This window comes from Spongiactinospora sp. TRM90649, from assembly GCF_029382225.1.
Classification (GTDB): domain Bacteria; phylum Actinomycetota; class Actinomycetes; order Streptosporangiales; family Streptosporangiaceae; genus Spongiactinospora.
The window spans coordinates 16035-32523 of the sequence record NZ_JARLTC010000049.1 but is presented as its reverse complement, the minus strand read 5'-3'; the positions used below and the strand labels follow the sequence as shown (position 1 = coordinate 32523).

15 protein-coding genes are annotated in these 16489 nt (G+C 70.4%); 8 read left to right on the top strand and 7 right to left on the bottom strand.

Going from position 1 to position 16489, the window contains the following annotated elements:
- The 8 genes from P3X83_RS39975 (at nt 1) to P3X83_RS39940 (ending at nt 10319) form a co-directional block, all read left to right on the top strand.
- Complete coding sequence (locus tag P3X83_RS39975; protein WP_277310622.1) at nt 1-1317, top strand: type IV secretion system protein; 1317 nt, start codon at nt 1-3, stop codon at nt 1315-1317.
- On the top strand, nt 1314-2231 hold the full coding sequence (locus P3X83_RS39970; protein WP_277310621.1) for a PrgI family protein: 918 nt from the start codon (nt 1314-1316) through the stop codon (nt 2229-2231). Before P3X83_RS39975 ends, P3X83_RS39970 begins: the two co-directional genes overlap by 4 nt.
- A complete protein-coding gene (locus tag P3X83_RS39965; RefSeq protein WP_277310619.1) occupies nt 2231-3979 on the top strand; it encodes an ATP-binding protein in 1749 nt (582 codons plus the stop codon). Before P3X83_RS39970 ends, P3X83_RS39965 begins: the two co-directional genes overlap by 1 nt.
- Before the next feature lie 35 nt (nt 3980-4014).
- A complete protein-coding gene (locus P3X83_RS39960) occupies nt 4015-6348 on the top strand; it encodes a type IV secretion system DNA-binding domain-containing protein (RefSeq protein WP_277310618.1) in 2334 nt (777 codons plus the stop codon).
- Entirely contained in the window at nt 6345-7211 is an 867-nt protein-coding gene (locus tag P3X83_RS39955) for a replication-relaxation family protein (protein ID WP_277310617.1), read from the top strand. The genes P3X83_RS39960 and P3X83_RS39955 overlap by 4 nt, the downstream gene beginning before the upstream one ends.
- On the top strand, nt 7208-8110 hold the full coding sequence (locus P3X83_RS39950) for a C40 family peptidase (protein ID WP_277310616.1): 903 nt from the start codon (nt 7208-7210) through the stop codon (nt 8108-8110). The genes P3X83_RS39955 and P3X83_RS39950 overlap by 4 nt, the downstream gene beginning before the upstream one ends.
- Nucleotides 8111-8153: 43 nt before the next feature.
- Nucleotides 8154-9020 carry a hypothetical protein gene (locus P3X83_RS39945; protein WP_277310615.1) on the top strand — a complete coding sequence of 289 codons (867 nt, stop codon included), beginning with the start codon at nt 8154-8156 and terminating at the stop codon, nt 9018-9020.
- 186 nt (nt 9021-9206) lie between these two features.
- Nucleotides 9207-10319, top strand: coding sequence for a plasmid pRiA4b ORF-3 family protein (locus P3X83_RS39940; protein ID WP_277310614.1), 1113 nt, complete (start codon nt 9207-9209; stop codon nt 10317-10319).
- Between the two features lie 46 nt (nt 10320-10365).
- Here P3X83_RS39940 and P3X83_RS39935 read toward each other — a convergent pair whose 3' ends face one another.
- The 7 genes from P3X83_RS39935 to P3X83_RS39905 form a co-directional block, all read right to left on the bottom strand.
- A complete protein-coding gene (locus tag P3X83_RS39935) occupies nt 10366-11901 on the bottom strand; it encodes a hypothetical protein (protein WP_277310613.1) in 1536 nt (511 codons plus the stop codon).
- Nucleotides 11902-12240: 339 nt separating this feature from the next.
- A complete protein-coding gene (locus P3X83_RS39930; RefSeq protein ID WP_277310612.1) occupies nt 12241-12612 on the bottom strand; it encodes a hypothetical protein in 372 nt (123 codons plus the stop codon).
- Nucleotides 12609-13022 carry a hypothetical protein gene (locus P3X83_RS39925; protein WP_277310611.1) on the bottom strand — a complete coding sequence of 138 codons (414 nt, stop codon included), beginning with the start codon at nt 13020-13022 and terminating at the stop codon, nt 12609-12611. The genes P3X83_RS39930 and P3X83_RS39925 overlap by 4 nt, the downstream gene beginning before the upstream one ends.
- 2 nt (nt 13023-13024) lie before the next feature.
- Nucleotides 13025-13333 carry a hypothetical protein gene (locus P3X83_RS39920; RefSeq protein ID WP_277310610.1) on the bottom strand — a complete coding sequence of 103 codons (309 nt, stop codon included), beginning with the start codon at nt 13331-13333 and terminating at the stop codon, nt 13025-13027.
- 32 nt (nt 13334-13365) lie between these two features.
- On the bottom strand, nt 13366-14367 hold the full coding sequence (locus P3X83_RS39915) for a DUF932 domain-containing protein (RefSeq protein WP_277310609.1): 1002 nt from the start codon (nt 14365-14367) through the stop codon (nt 13366-13368).
- Between the two features lie 75 nt (nt 14368-14442).
- Entirely contained in the window at nt 14443-15372 is a 930-nt protein-coding gene (locus P3X83_RS39910) for a hypothetical protein (protein ID WP_277310608.1), read from the bottom strand.
- A 550-nt stretch (nt 15373-15922) separates the two neighbouring features.
- Nucleotides 15923-16411 (bottom strand): ATP-binding protein, encoded by a 489-nt coding sequence (locus P3X83_RS39905; protein WP_277310607.1) that lies wholly within the window; start codon nt 16409-16411, stop codon nt 15923-15925.
- Nucleotides 16412-16489: the final 78 nt, after the last annotated feature.

Here is a 16489-nt window from a genome sequence, read left to right as displayed (position 1 = left end):
GTGCCCAGCCCCGCGCCGAGCTGTGACTGGCTGGACTTCGGATGCAAGATCAACGAAGCGGTGGACGGCTGGTTCACCTCGCTCGTCGTGGGTGCGATCGAGCCTGCCTTCGTCATGGTCGGGCACACCCTGCTGTCCTCGCCGCCGCCGTCGATGCTGTCGCGCGTTCAGGAGCTGTCCGGTCACGTGCAACTGGTGGCCAACGCGCTCCTGGTGCTCTTCGTGCTGGCCGGTGGCCTGATCGTGATGGCACACGGAAGCGTGCAGACCTCGACCGCGGTCAAAGAGGTCGCGCCACGGCTGGTGGTCGCGACCATCGCGCTCAACACCTCGCTCATCCTCTGCCAGCACGCCGTCGAGTTCTGTAACGCGCTGGTCGGAGCCCTCCTTGGCAGCGGCGTGGACGGCAGGCGGGCGGGCAACCTGCTCGCCGGGCAGGTCGGCGCGCTCGTCGCCGATCCCGAGGGCACGGTGCTGTTCCTGGTGCTCATGGCGGGCGTGGCCGTGCTGATGGGGATCATCCTGGCCTTCATCGCCGTCGTACGGATCGCGCTGCTGCTCTTCCTGATCATCGCGGCGCCGCTCGCGCTGCTCTGCCATGCGCTGCCGCAGACCGAGGGCGTGGCGAAGCTGTGGTGGCGGGCCATCACGGGCGTGCTGGCCATCCAGGTTCTACAGGCCCTCGTGCTCATCCTCGGTTTCAAGGTCTTCCTCACCGACGCTCCGGGCGCTTTCGCCCTGCAGCCAGGGCAAGCGGCGATGTCAGTGGTACAGCCGACCATCAGCCGGGCGGTCGACGTCCTGGTGCTGATCGGGCTCTTCTACGTGCTGATCAAGATTCCCGGCTGGGTCGCCCGGTCCATCTGGCGGCAGGCGCACCCGACCCTGCTCACCCGCGTGGTCAAGGCGCTGATCATCTACAAGACCCTCGGGGCGGTCGGCCGCTTCCGAGGAGGACGTAGCCGGCCCGGCTCGGCGGGCACCGCTGTACGGCCTGCCCCTGGAAGGAGGAACCCGGTGATGCCGAAGAAGCCCGCAAGCACGTCAGTCCAGAAGGCCCGGCAACTGGAGCTTCCTCTCGGTATCCCGAAAGCGTCCCGTGACCGCCAGCTGGCGCTGCCGTTCCCGGTGACCCGCGTTGCGCGTCCACCCGCCAGCGCCGCGCCGCCACCTGCGGACACGCCCTGGATCAGGCCGCGCCCGCCGTACGCGCAGGACCGGCTGCCGGGCATGCCGACCCGCCCCGCCCGGCCGCGCCAGTTGCAGTTGCGGCTCGACCCGCCGCCGCGCCGCAGGCCGCGAGGGGAGGGACGATGAACGACCCGCTCATCGCGCGGATTCCGTCCGACGTGGATCAGCCCGACCGCATAGCTTTCGGGCTGACGGTACGCCAGCTCGCCGTCATCGCCGCCACCGGAGCCGTCGCGGCGGGCCTCTACTACGCCTTCCACAAGCTGCTCCCGGTGGTCGTGCTCGCCGGGCTGCTGCTGCCGCCGGTGGCCGCCGGGGTGGCGGTCGCGCTGGGACGCCGGGACGGGCTGACGCTGGACCGCTTCGCCCTGGCCGCGCTGCTGTTCGCACGCTCGCCGAAGAGGCTGGTGGCGGCGCCCGTGGTCGCGCCGCCCCGGTGGTGCCGCGTTCGCGGGAAGCTGCCCGCTCCGCTGCGGCTCCCGGTCCGTGCCGGACGCGCCGATGGAGTGCTGGAGCTGGCCGAGGGCGGGGTGGCGGTGCTGGTAGAGGCGTCCACCCTGTCATTTCATCTGCGTACGGCGGACGAGCAGGCGTCCCTGGTCGGGGCGTTCGGGCGCTGGCTGAACTCGCTGGAAGCGCCCGTGCAGATCCTCGTGCGGACCCGCCCGGTCGACCTGAGCCCGCTGATCGCCGGTGTCGAGCGGCAGGCCGACACCCTCCCGCATCCGGCTCTGGCCCAGGCGGCGGCCGAGCACGCGGCGTTTCTTACCGAGCTCGCGCAATCGGCGGACCTGCTGTCCCGCCAGGTCCTCATCGTCCTTCGAGAGCAGGCCGCGGGCCGCCGGGCCGTACGGCGGGACGCGGCTGCGCCGGTGGTTCTGCGCCGGGCCGCCGAAACCGCGCGGGCGCTGGGCGCGCTCGGCGTCCACGTGCGCGTGCTGGACGTCGAGCAGGCACGGCAGGCGCTCACGGAGTGCCTCGATCCGGGCGGGTGGCACCCGGCCGGAACCGATGAGCTGATCAGTGCCCGGGAGGCTTGATGAAACAGCACACCGGGCTGGCGGAACCCGGTTCCGTGGAGGTCGGCGCGCGGGCGCTCGGCCTGCCTAACGGGATGGCCGCCTCCTTCGCCGTGACCGGCTACCCGTACGAGGTGCATGCGGGCTGGCTTGAGCCGCTGCTCACCTATCCGGGCAGGCTCGACGTCTCCCTGCACATCGAGCCGGTCCCGCAGATGGTCGCGGCCATGCGGCTGCGCCGTCGGCTCGCCCGGCTGGAGTCGGCCAGCCGCGCCGACGCCGAGCATGGGCGGCTGCTCGACTTCGTCACCGAGGCCGCCGCCGACGACGCCACCGAGCTGGCGGCCGGCCTGGCGCGCGGCCATGGCCGCCTGTTCAAGGTGGGCCTGTACCTGACCGTCCACGCCGCCACGGCGGCGGAGCTCGACGCCGAGGTGGAACGGGTGCGGGCGCTCGCCGCCTCACTGTTGCTGGATGCGCAGCCGACCACCTTCCGCGCCATGCAGGGCTGGGTGACCTGCCTGCCTCTCGGGTGCGACGCCGTGGGCATGACTCGGAGCTTCGACACCGCCGCGCTCTCCGCGGCCTTCCCGTTCACCTCCCCGGACCTGGCCGTGCCTGCCGGTGACACGGCGGTGCTGTACGGCATGACCTCGTCCGGGGTGGTGCTGTGGGACCGGTTCGCCCAGGACAACCACAACTCCGTCGTACTGGCCCGGTCGGGAGCCGGCAAGAGCTTCTTCACCAAGCTCGAAGCCCTGCGTCTGCTCTACCACGGCGTCGAGGTCGCCGTAGTGGATCCCGAGGACGAGTACGCCCGGCTGGCCCGCGCGGTCGGCGGCTCCTACCTGCGGCTCGGCGCAGCGGGCGTGCGGTGGAACCCGTTCGACCTCCCCGTCGGCCAAGGCCCGAAGGACGACGTGCTCGCCCGGCGGGCACTGTTTCTGCACACGCTGATCGCCACCATGCTCGGCACGCCGATCGGGCCGCAGGCGCGTGCCGTACTCGATGCCGCGATCATCGGCACCTACGCCGCAGCGGGCATCACCCGCGACCCCGCCACGTGGAGCAGGGCCGCGCCGCTGCTCGGCGACCTGGTCGGCACGCTGGCCAAGTGCCGGGACGGTAAGGAACTGGCCACGCAGCTCGCCCCCTATGTGAACGGCTCCCATCGCGAGCTGTTCGACGGGCCGACCACCACCACGCCAGCCGGTCATCTGATCGTGTTCTCGCTGCGCGACCTGGCCGACGAGATCAAGCCGGTGGGCGTGCTGCTGGCGCTGGACGCGGTCTGGCGGCAGGTCGCCAACCCGCGCAACCGGAAGAAGCGGCTGGTCGTCGTGGATGAGGCATGGTTGCTGATGCGCGAGGCCGAGGGGGCGCGGTTTCTGTTCCGGATGGCGAAGGCGGCCCGCAAGCACTGGGCGGGGCTGGCCGTCGTCACCCAGGACGCCGCCGATCTGCTCGGCTCGGAGCTGGGGCAGGCCATCGTGGCGAACGCGGCCGGTCAGATCCTGCTCCGTCAGGCGCCGCAGGCGATCGGCACGGTCGGCGACGCCTTCGACCTGTCGGAGGGCGAGCGGCAGTTCCTGCTGACCGCGGAGCAGGGTGAGGCGCTCATGGTGGCCGGGCCGGCCAGCCGTACCGGCTTCCGGGTGGTCGCCTCCGCCTCCGAGGCGGAGCTGATCACGAGCGATCCGGCGGAGCTGGCCCGCATCGAGGCGGATGAGGCCGAACCGTACGACGTGGGTGACGGGGACCCGCTGTGAACGGCCTCGGGGAGCTACCGGAATACGGCTTGCTCGTGGCGGCTCTCTTCGCGACGGTCGCCCTGGTGCGCTACCTCGCCGGGTGGCTACGGCATACCCGTTTCGCGTCCGGTGCGCGGCTCGTCGAGATCGCCTGCCCGCCCCAGTCCGATCCCGGCGGCGCGGTCATGCTGTGGAGCCAGTTGGCCGGGCTGCTCCGCCCCCGGTGGAAGCGGTTCCTCGCCGGGCAACCGCACCTGGCCTGGGAGTACGTCGCCGACCAGTACGGCGTCCGCATCCGGATCTGGGTTCCCGGCGGCGTGCCACAGGGCCTGGTGGAGAAGGCCATCCTGGCGGCGTGGCCCGGCACGACGGTGACCACGCAGGCCGCCACCCCGTTTCCTCCGGCGACGAACATTGCGGGAGGCCGGATGGTGCCGGGCCGTGCCGAGCACTTCCCGCTCAAGACCGACCACCAGGCCGACCCGGTGCGCTCGCTCCTCGCCGCGATGAACGGCCTGCGCGACGGCGAGCACGCCGCCGTGCAGATCCTGGCCAGGCCCACCACCGGCAGGCGGCTACGGCACGCGCACCGAGCGGCGGCAACCCTGCGAGGCGCCCGGAGCGGCAGCCCGATCGGGCAGCTCCTGGACGAGCTGGCGCCGGTGTCCGGTCACGCTAACCCTGGCGAGCTGGCCCGGATGTACCCCGAGCGGGCCGAGCAGGTGCGCGCCATCCTCGCCAAGGCGGCCCAGCCCCGCTACGTGGTCGCCATCCGCTACGCCGTCGCCACCACCGCGCGGCACGACACGGCATCGGCCTGGCTACGCGGCCAGGCCCACACTCTGGCCGGAACCTTCGCGCTGTTCACCTCCGGCCACCAGTACCTCCGCCGTCGGCGCGCGCTCCGCCCGGGCTCGCTGATCGGCTCGCGCCGGTTGGACGGTGGCTACCTGCTTTCGGTTGCCGAGTTGGCCGCGCTCGCCCACCTGCCCTGGGACCCCGACGCCCCGGGCGTCACGCGCGCCGGAGCGCGCCCTGTGGCCCCGTCGCCGGACGTCCCGCACGGGCCGGGCGCTGGACCCGTGCGGGTCCTGGGGGACGCCGACGGCGGCCACCGGCGGCCCGTCGCGCTGCCGGTGGCGGACGCCCGGCACCACGTCCACGTGCTCGGCGGCACCGGGGTCGGCAAATCAACGCTGCTGGCGAGCATGGTGCTCGCCGACGCCGAAGCGGGCCGAGGGGCCCTGGTGATCGACCCGAAGGGCGACCTCATCACCGACATCCTCGCCCGGCTCCCGGAACGCGTGATCGGCAGAACTGCGGTCTTCGACCCGCAGGACCCGGCCCGGCCACCCGCGATCAACGTGCTGGCCGGTCCTAACCCCGCCTTCGCGGTCGACTCCGTCGTCACCATCTTTCACCGATGCTTCGCCTCCGCCTGGGGGCCGCGGGTGGACGACCTGCTCCGCTCGACGTGCCTGACGCTCACCAGGGTGCTCGGTCAGCGCGCCACGCTCGCCGACGTGCCACGGCTGCTCACCGACTCCGCCTACCGCGCCCGGATCACGGCCCGGCTGGATGACGAGCTCCTGGCCGGGTTCTGGGACGCCTACCAGGCGCTCACCCCGGCGGGGCAGGCCACGGTGATCGGGCCGGTGATGAACAAGCTGCGTGCCGTACTGCTCCGGCCGTTCGTCCGCCACGCGCTGACCAGTCCCGCCACCACTGTGCCGATCGGGCGGCTGCTCAGCGAGGGCGGGCTCGTCCTGGCCCGCCTGCCCAAGGGCATCCTCGGTGACGACGCCGCCCGGCTGCTCGGTTCGATCCTGCTGGCGCACACCTGGCAGGCCGCGACCCGCCGAGCCGTACTCGCCCCCGGCGACCGGCCGGACGCCGCTTGCTACATCGACGAGTGCCAGAACTTCCTGAACTTGCCCGGCCACATCAACGACGTACTCGCCGAAGCGCGCGGCTACCGCCTGTCGCTCGTGCTCGCCCACCAGCACCTGGACCAGCTTCCCGCCGACCTGCGGGAAGCCCTGTCGGCGGACGCCCGAAACAAGATCTACTTCGCCGTCTCGCCCAGGGACGCCCACGACCTCAAGGCGCACACCGCACCCCTGATCGCCCCGCACGACCTCACCCACCTGGGCGCCTACCAGGCCACCGCCCGGCTCATCGTCGCTGGTCGGCAAACTCCCGCCTTCACCTTGCGGACGCGTCCCCTCCCGCCGGCCACGCCCGGCCGAGAAGAAGCAGTACGGCAGGCATCCCGCGAACGCTTCTCGCATCCCGAGCCGCCCGCGCCCGCTCGCAGGCGGGCAGGCCGCATCGCCACAGAAAGGGACCCGCGAGCCGCACTCACCGATGGGGGAGATCGCACATGACACCGAACCGCCAGCCGCGCTTCGACCGCGCCGCGCTGGCCGAGCTGTCCGGCCGCCTCACACCGCGCGACTACGACATCCTGGCCCACCTGCACCAGCACCGGGTGTTGACGACGCATCAGATCCAGCGCATCTTCTTCACCCTCCCGCAGCCCACCCGGCGGCGGTTGCGTACCCTGCACCTGCTCAACGCCGTGACCAGGTTCCGCCCCTGGGTGCCCTACGGCGGCGGGTCGGCTCCCTCGCACTGGGTGCTCGGCCGCGCAGGAGCCGCCGTCCTCGCCATCAAGCAGGGCGGCACGCTCAGCGACCTCGGCTACAGCCCCGACAGCTCCCTCGCCATCTGCCTGTCCACGCGGCTGGGTCACCAGGTCGGCGTCAACGACTTCTTCACCGAGTTGCATCATCACGCGCGAACCGGTGCGAGCGGCGCGCGGGTGCTCGCCTGGTGGTCGGAACGGCGCTGCGCCAAGCTCTGGGGGGACCTGGCCCGTCCCGACGCCTACGGCCGCTGGGCGGAAGGCGGCCGGGAGGTGGACTTCTTCCTGGAGCACGACACCGGCTCCGAACCGCTGGCGAAGGTCGCGGGCAAGCTGGCCGACTACGCCGGGCTCGCCGAGGCGACGCACATCGTCACGCCCGTGCTGCTCTGGCTCCCGAGCGCCGCCCGGGAGGCGCACCTGCGCGAGCTCATCGCGGGCGCCGAGGTGCCGGTGGCCACCGCCGTACAGACGACGCTCGGCGGCGGACCGGCAGGGCGGGTGTGGCTACCCGCCGACTCCCGGGGTGACCGGCTGGCGCTGGCCGAGCTCGCGGACGCCTGGCCGCATCTCACGCCGCCGTCCGCCCGGCACTCGCGGTGACCTACGCCGTGGCCGGTGCGGCCCTCTTCGTCCTGCTCATGGTGGCCATCATCGGGGCGACCGCAGGCGTTCTCGGCGGCGGCCTCGAAAGCCCGGCGCACTGCCTTCCGGTGACCGGCCTGGACGGCGAGCAGACGCGTAACGCCGCGCTCATCGTCCAGACCGCCGTCCGGCTCCGCCTGCCGTCCCGGGCGGCCGTCATCGCGCTGGCCACCGCCATGCAGGAATCCCAGCTCCGCAACATCACGCACGGCCACCTCGACTCGCTGGGGTTGTTCCAGCAGCGGCCCTCCCAGGGGTGGGGCACCCCCGAGCAGATCCTTGAACCCGGCTTCGCCGCCAACCGGTTCTACGAGCGTCTTCTCCGTGTCCCCCGGTGGGAGCGGCTGCCGCTGACCGAGGCGGCGCAGGCCGTCCAGCGCTCGGCCTTCCCGGATGCGTACGCCCGGTGGGAACCGCTCGCGCAGCGGACCGTCGATGCGCTCACCGGTTCGTGCGTACCGCTGATCGCGGGCGATCGGGCCGCCGCCGTGGTCGCCTACGCTCACGCGCAGCTCGGGAAGCCGTATGTATGGGGAGCCGAGGGGCCCGGCTCCTTCGACTGCTCAGGGCTCACCATGCGCGCGTACCAGGCGGCGGGGATCGTGATTCCGCGCGTCGCGGCCGACCAGTGGCGGCATGGCCGGGGCATACGGGCTGGGCGGGAACAGCCGGGCGATCTGGTCTTCTTCCGCATGGAGGCGGACGGGCCCGGCCACGTCGGGATCGTGATCGGCGGTAGCCAGATGATCAACGCACCCGCCAGCGGAGACGTCGTCAAGGTCGCGTCTTACCGACGCTCAGACCTGGTCGGTTTCACCCGGCCTGTTGGCGGCTCTTCGGCGATCGCCGAATACTGAGCGGCTTCTGATCGATACTTGTCCGGGAAAGGAGGGGGCCCGGATGGAACTGAGCATTGAGAAGTCGCCGTTCAGGGTGCTCATGCCGGATGGCTTGGAGGGGCTGATCGAGGTCGTCTTCGAGTATCCGGGACTGCGAATGGCGGTGGTCGAGCGCGACCTCGCCGGGAAACTCGACCGGAGCTGGCAGGCGGCCGGGGTCTACTTCCTGCTCGACCGCCCGGACGCGCTGGGCCGGTGGGGTGCCTACGTCGGCATGGCCGCCCCCGGTGACCTGCGCGCCCGCCTCCGCTCCCACCTGCACAAGCGTGAGCACTGGTACCGCGCGGTCCTGGTGCGCCGGAACTCCAGCGACGACGGCTTCCACACCGGGCAGGCCGGATGGCTGGAAGGCCACCTCTACGACATCCTGGCGGGTGCCGACACGGTCCGGCTGAACAACCGCAACCGTCCCCGCGACCTCACCATCTCGGCGCACGACCAGGCCAGCATGCGGATCTACATTCCGCCCATCCTCGCCTGCCTGCGCCTCCTCGGGCACGAGCTCAGCCACCGTGAACTGGTTGACGACGTTCCGACACCTCCAGCGCCGGAGCCCGCGAAGAGCGAACCGGTGGCGAAGCGGCGAAGCTCCATCGAGGTCTCTGACCTGCTCTCGGCCGAACTGCTGAGCCCCGGCGCGGCGCTGATCCCGAAGTCCCGCAAGCACACCGAGCGAGCCGCGATCAACGCGGACGGCACGATCCGGTTCAGGGAGAAGAACTGGCCGACGCTGTCCGGACCGGCCCGCGCGCTGACCGGCCACCAGCAGAACGGCTGGGAGTTCTGGCGAGTCGATACCCCGGAAGGCTCGCTGCCGATATCCGCGCTGCGCGACCGGCTCGAACGGCAACGCGACGCAGGGGTCTAGATCGCGAATGGCGGTCTCGTGATGGGACAGGAAGGACTCGTTCGCGCGGCGCGTGCGGCTGAGGCCAGACTCGGTCATACCCTGAATGCCGTGCAGGAGGAGTTGCGGGCGTTTACCGAATGGGTGGGCGCAGGCCGGAAGCTGACTCAGACGGGAAAACTGACGCTATCGGATGCGCGGACGCTGGTGGCACTGCTGGAGACCGGCGACGAGATCGACCCGAAGATCGGCGATCGGGTGTTCCGGACGAAGAGCAGCACCGAACTGCCCGGATTGAACCTGATCGTGGAATGGGCCAAGGCGGTCGGACTGGTCCGGGTGGTCAAGGGGCGGCTGCTGCCGGTGAAGAAGGCAGTGCCACTGCTGATGGACTCGGAGCGGTTGTGGGAGGCGTCGTTCACGGCGTTGGGGAAGATGAGCGACGCGCTCTTCCCCAGGAGCCACTGGTACGCGTCCCTGGTCGGCGAGGAGTTCACGCTCATCTGGCCGGCACTGCTGCGCAGGTTGTACGGCGGGCCCGTGTCGGTTGCGAATCTGCGGGAACTGGCCTGGGAGATCGCGTCGCCGTACTACGAGATGCGCAACCCGGAAGCGCAGCGGCGGATGGCCGACCAGGACATCGATCGACTGCTGGCCGTCTTGGTACGGCTGGATGCGGTGGAACTCACGGAGGAGACGGCGACCCTGTCCCCGGTAGCGGTGAACGTCGTACGGCGCGGCCTGGGTGAGGCCGCACCGGGAGAGCCGATCTATCAGATCCGGGTGACGCTCCCGGAGAGTGCGGATCCCGTGATCTGGCGGCGCCTGCTCGTCTCACCCGGGATCACGATCGACAGGCTGCACGACATCCTGGTCGCGGCGATGGGCTGGGAGGGCCGTCATCTCCACCTGTTCACGGTGGGAGGTGTCCTGTACGGCGAACCGTCACCCGAGTGGGATCTGGACGTTGTGGACGAGAAGAAGACCTCGCTGGCGGAGGTGCTCGCACAGGTCGGGGCAGCCATGGAGTACGAGTACGACCTGGGTGACAGCTGGCGGCATGACATCGTGCTGGAGGAGATCCTCGCCGCGGAGGAAGGTGTCCGTTACCCGGTGCTGGTGGACGGGGTGGGCGCTTGCCCTCCAGAGGACGTCGGCGGCATCGGAGGCTACGCATACTTCCGTCTGGTGCTGGCCGATCCCGACCACCACGAGCACGACGAATATGTCCACTGGGCCGGTCTGGAGAGCGCGCAGGAGTTCGACCCGGCCCGGTTCGCCGTCGAAACCGCTCGCCGAACGCTGGCCTCGGCCGGGTGATCAGATGCGCATCGCAGACGCGCAGCCCGCAGGCCTCCCGCGAGCCCTAAAGCCAGGCACGTGCGGGGGGCAGGTCGTAGCGGCTGACGGTCAGGTACGTCTCCGGCGTCGCCGCCTCGAGGAGCCCCTCGTCGCCTGCCAGATCTAGTTCTGGCTCCTCAGGACGATGCAACAGATCACTCCATTCCCTTGTCGCTCCCTGAACGTAGGCCTGGCGGAGCAGGAAGTGCAGCCGGGGGCGGGCTTCCTCCTCCCGCTCGCGCAGGATCCGCCGCTCGGTAAATCGCTGTTCTTCCTGAGCGTCGTCCCCGAGTTCCTGGTCATCGGCCAGCTGGTCCTCGGCGCGCAGCCCAGGGATGCGCTGGGCGATCGCGAGGTCCTCCTCGTGGAGACGCTCGCAGGCGGCGAACAGCTGCCGGGACATGCCGAGGTGAACCCCGGTTCCGAGGATGCGGCAGGTGAGGAAGTCGTCGAGGCCCATGGAACGAAGCCTGGTACGCAGGGTGCGCCGGTCAGCGTAGTAGTTCGCCTCTGTGCGGGCCTCAGCCCGAAGGGCGCGGGTGAGGTCGTCGCTTTCCAAGGGTGTGATCAGCCCAGAGCGCCGATGGCGGGACGCGCTGTCGGCGGGAATGAGCACGGTGCGCAGTTGTGAGAAGGCAGCCGAGCGCAGCGCTAGGTAGGTGAGCATTTGGGCGCGGGCCGCGCCGATGAGCGCGTCGTCGCTGTCAGCGAGACGGTCTTCGAGACCGCCGGGTCCGACCGCTGACTCGTCGTCGATGTCGAATCCGGCCGGGGTACGCGGCGCTCGTCGAGGGTGCAGATCGTGGTCGATGGTGAGGAAGAGGTCATCTCCGGGCCGCACGGACGCTCCAACCAGGACGGTGCGGTGGGCGTACGAGCCGAGAACCTTGCTGCCGGCGGCCAGTTGCTCCCACCCCTCGCGGAGTTTGCTGAGGCCCACGTCGCCCCCCTTGGCCTCGATCAGCCAGCACAGGCCCTCTGCCTGGTGCTGCCCCCACAGGTCGGGCAACCTATTCTTCGGGTTCTTGAACGTGTTGCGCAGGGCGGGGATCGGGCCGCCGAATTCGAGGTGCTCGGTCTGTCCGAGGCCCAGCAGTGAGCGGCAGGCCCACTCGGCCATCGTCATACCCAGCCGGTAGGCGGCCGCGTTCTTCGCGCTGCGCTCGGTGCCGTACTCGTACACCGGGTTCAGAGTCAGGCGCCGGTCCGTGGTGCCTCGTACGGGGTGCCGAGGCTTGACGGGGTGCATGCCAAGATAGGCATACAGCGGGGAAACCCGGGCGACGAGTTCCCCGTGCGCGTACTGCGGCTGATTCCGCAAGTGCGGAGTGACGTCGCGGCCGACCTCGATGGCGGCCTTGATGATCTCCCGCCAGGTGGTGGTCGAGACGTACCAGCCGTTGGTCGCCGGAAATCCACCCATCCCCGCCCACGGCTTGTGCTTGGCCGTCCGCAACTGCCTCCTAGGGTTCTTCGCAGGCCTGTCACGGAAAAGGACCGGTACGTCGAAGCTGTCGGCGTAGGTGAGCGGTGGCTTGTCGGGGACGTGCGCGGGGATCACGTGAATCACTCTGGCACGGCCGGTTCGCTTCCGGCACCGGATACGGAGTTCTCGCCCGGTTTCCAGTGAGAGCCATTCGGTAGGCCTCGGGGCGGGTGTGGGGCTCAAGAGCAAGCACCACCCCACCATCTCCGCCTCCCGGGCCCGACACCGTCGGGGCAGAAGCACCTGATCGGCAGGGGATTCACCGAAGCAAAGCCGTCCACACGATCACAGCTCCGAACGGCAGCCCTTAAGGCAGGTTCCGGTACGGCCGGACCGGTGGTGCAGGAGGTGTGCCCCGGCCGTACACGTGATGTGCACGAACCGGGGCAATCCTCCTACGCCACCGGGCGCGGTCTACCGCCAGCCGTAGCCCTTCTCGCCGCCGTGGATGCGGCAGGCCCGCTCCTCCTCGGCGGTGAGCAGGATGACCGGCAGCCGTTCGGTTCCGGTGGCCAGGGCCTGGTGGATGCGGTGCCAGCCGTCGATGACGAGCGGCCCGCCGTCGTCGGGCACCGGGACGGCGATCACGGGCTCGGACACGTCGACCGTGGCGGCGTGGTCGCGGTCAATGGCGATCAGGGACAGCAGCCCCGCCCAACTGGCCGCCGCGAGCGCGCCGTTCGGTGCGCGGCCCGCCGCGTAGCCTTTGGCGGCTGTGACGTTCCAGCGCCATGCCAGGAGCTGGAACACCTCCACCTCCGAGCCCTCTTCGGCCGAGACGGTCACTTGGCCTCCTCATGAGGGAAGGCGTGCAGGGTGAGCAGCTCGCCGGTGGCGGTCAGGAAGTCCCGGGCGGCGGCCCGGGAGGCATGCGCGATGGCGTGGTCGAACAAGGTGCCGGGCAAAGCGGAACCTGGCTCGGAGGTGAGGTACTGCCGGGCCCAGGCGCGTACCCGGCGCAGGGCGTGGTCGGTGGCGATCTCGTCGGTGCCGATCTGCGTGATGACTGTGGCCCACCAGGTGCACAGGGCGCGGCCGTAGGCGGTGCCGTACATGGACCCGGCGGACAGCAGGTGCCCTCTGTCAACGCGGAAGGTGAGCTCGGCGGCGGCTGCGCCGTGCGCTCGGGTGGCGGACTCGATCACCCGCTGGGTGTGGAGTTTCAGGGTGCAAGGGACCTCACATGGTGGGATCACGGTCAGTTCCTTTCGATGTCGGCGAGGGCGTCGGCGAGTTTCCGAGTGGCGGTGAGGAACCGCTGGGCGGCCTGACGGCGGGCCTGGTTCATGGCTTGGGTGAACAGCTCGCCGTGGCACTCGGTGCCGATCAGTTCCGACACCGCCCGCCACCAGCCGTAGGCGTACTGAGCGACGGCGGCGCGGGAGATCTCTTCTGCGGTGAAGTCCTGTCCTTCGTCGGCGAGGTAGGTGAGCCGGGTGATCGCGGTGGCCCACTCCTCACCGGCTTTGGCGTGATGATCGCTGGCGAGGTCTTCGAGGTAACCCATGCGCCTTCTCTCTTTCGTGCGTGCCGGGACGGTCAGGCGGCGAGCAGATAGAAGGCGCGGCCCTTGATCTTGGTGTTGGCGTGGTCGTCGAGCAGAGCCCGCTCGGCGCGGACGATCGCGGCCTCGCGCCGCCCGATCACCGGGCTACGGTGGTCGAGCCGCTCGGTGACCGCGTTGTAGGCGGCCCAGCGGGTGCCCCGGATGGGCTCGTTGGTGGGGGCGGAAGTGAACAGCCACTCCAGTTCCCGCATCGCCAGCTCGTGGTTGCGGCGGGTGAGGTCCTTGGCGTCCGGGCTGAGCGGGTGCAGCGTGGCGGCGAACTGGCGGAACTCCTGGAGGTCCATCGGGGTGGCCAGCAGCTTCTCGGCCTCGACGGCGAACGCCTGGCCGTGCCGCCAGGTCAGCCGTAGCGCGTCGCGGGCCTCGGCGATGCGCCCGGCGATGTGGCCGGTGTGGCGGACTTTGAACATGGCGGCGTTGTTGCGTAGCGCGGCGCGTTCGGTGTTGGCGCAGACCACGCGGACCGGGGTGGCGACGGTGGTGAAGGACCCCCAGCCGTCGTGCCGGGAGAACGCGGCCAGGTACAGATCGACCTGGTCGAACCCGCCGACCATGAGCGGCTCGGGCAGGCGCATGGTGACGAACACCCGGCGTCCGCTGTGCAGCGAGCCGCCGGTGTCGAAGACCGCGCCGGACTCGTCCACGAGGGTCTGCAGGAAGTCGGCGACCTCCTCGTTCTGGACGATCTTGTAGTCCTTGCCGACCATGCCGAGCCGTTCGGGCTGCCCGGTGCCGGGGTTGGTGCGGACGATCAGGAAGTCCTCGTCGGCGGTCACCGGCTGGCCGGTGTCGGGGTCGGTGACCTGCCCGACGGGGACCTTACGGACGTTCCAGTCGGCGAGCTGGGCGTGGGTGAGCAGTTCCCCGGCGGTCATCGGGCCGGGCGCGGTGTAGCCGAGCCGGTGCCAGCCGGGCTTGACGGCGGCGGCGAACGCGGCGGATCCGTCGGCGAAGACTTCAAGCTCGTGAGCCATGACGATTACCTCCATGCAGGTTGGGTGGGCGGGCCGTACCGGGCCTCCGTCGGCCCGGTACGGCGGGCTTCGGGGTCAGGACGCGAGGGAGAACCGGCGGGGACGCTCACAGGTCAGCTCGGCCTGACCGAGGCTGACCAGCCGGTCCAGGGCGTTGGCGACCGCGCCGGAGGAGCTGTCCAGAACGCGGCCGATCTCGTAGGGAGTGAAGTCCTTGCCCGCGTGCTGGGTCAGGTGCTCCAGGACCCGGTCCCGGAGCTGGCCGGGCCGGACCGCGCCACCGGTGGCCGCCGTTGTGGCGGGTGCGGTGCGGCTGGCCGTACGGCCGGGGGCGGAGGTGCCGGTCAGCAGGGCGCGGGCGTTGCGGTGCACCTGGGGGGCCTTGGCCATGAACATCTCCAACCGGCCCAGGGCGATGATCGCCTCATCGGTCTCCATGGCGGTCACCGTGCCGATGATCAGATCGGCCAGTTCGAGGAGTTCGCTACGGGCCTGACTGCGGGCCGGGTCCTCCTCGGCATCCGGCTCGTCCGGCTCGCCGTCGGATTCGCTGTCCGCGTCGGCCTCCGGCGTGTCCGCAGGTTCGTCACCCTGCGGCTCGGCGTGGTCGTCCTGCTCCGGCTCCGGCACGCCGTTCTCCGCTGCCGGAGCGATCTCATCCGGCTCCTCGGGCGACTCGCCGGTGTGCTCACCGTCATCGGCTGGCGCGGACACTGCGGTGTCGGCGGGGTGCCAGCAATCCGGCGTACGGCCGCGCCCGTCGTGACCGCCCGGCGTCCGCGTGGCCCGGCCGTCGCCCTCGAACTGCTTGAGGATCTTGCTGGCGGTGATCCGGCTGATCCCGGCCTCCGCGCCGAGGATGGTCGCCGAGGCTCCCGGGTTGGCCATCAGCGCCGCCCACATGGCCTCCTGCCGGTCGTTCGGCGCGGCGGTGGTGTCGGTGTCCGGCGACGGGGTCGCTGCGGTGTCGGGGACCGTGGCGGCCGTGTCCGCGTGAATCGTCATCGGGTAAGGCTCCTTTCCGGTTGCGTCCCGGCCGGTTTCGGCGGGCCGCGTTTTGTTGGAGCTCGACCATTGCTCGCCTCCGGCGGTTAACTCAAGCGGTGACACGATATTTTTAGTCACCACGACGGCTGGAGAGGCTTACCTGACGCCACCACATTCGCCCAGCCGGATACTCATTTCTTCTCGAATAGGGCGAGCGAGGGGGGCGAGCCGTTTTTCAATGCAGCTCGGCCAACGACTCGACGAGGCCGAGCCGACAGGGCAGCGAGCAGCTCGCACGCCGCCGGCACCCGCCGCGCGAAGCAGTGAGGCCGACCATCCGAGCAGGGAAAGTTGCGTACGGCGAGCACCACGACGGCAAATTGAAAAGGACCTGCATTCGTACGGGCCGCCACATATTCACACGTCGCCCTCAGGCGAGTCGGGAGCCCCAACGCATCGATCCGAAGCGCCACGACATGCAAGGAATCGCTATTACCATCGATGCGCTCTTAACCGCGACTCCGAACGCGACACACAACGCCACAGCGAACGCATCAGCGATTGGTGGTCAATCCTTATGCGGGGAAGCGGCTTGCACGTCAGAGCACTCCAAGCCGAGTTCCGCCCAGACCTCATGCCCGGCGTTCGGGTCTCCGTCCACCCCGACCGCGGCAGCCAGCTCGCCGACGCCACGCAGGCCGTACCCGTGCTCGTCCAGCTCACCGCCCAGCACCTGCCACGAGGGAGTAAGCCGCGGAACGCCGCCACCGCCGAGGTCCCGGACGGCGATCCGCGCGATGCGCGAATCCCGCCGTACCTCGACCACAAAGAACCCGCGCGGCCTACCCGACCGGCTGTAGAGCAGCGCGTTGCTGATCAACTCCGCTGCCACCCACTCCGCGTCATCGCCACGGTTTGTGTCACCCAGCAGCGTCCGCACCAGATGCCGCGCCGGGGCAACCTGATCCCCCCGACCCGCAAAGACACGCCGCCACACCATGACATCGCGGGTGGAGACGCCTGACTTGACCGGCCGGTAGTACTCGCGCTGATTCACCGCTGACGCCCTCCGTCAGGTCCCGAAACCGGGACGGGGCCAGCACCATGAACCGACTCAACGCCCCGGCTCAAGCCC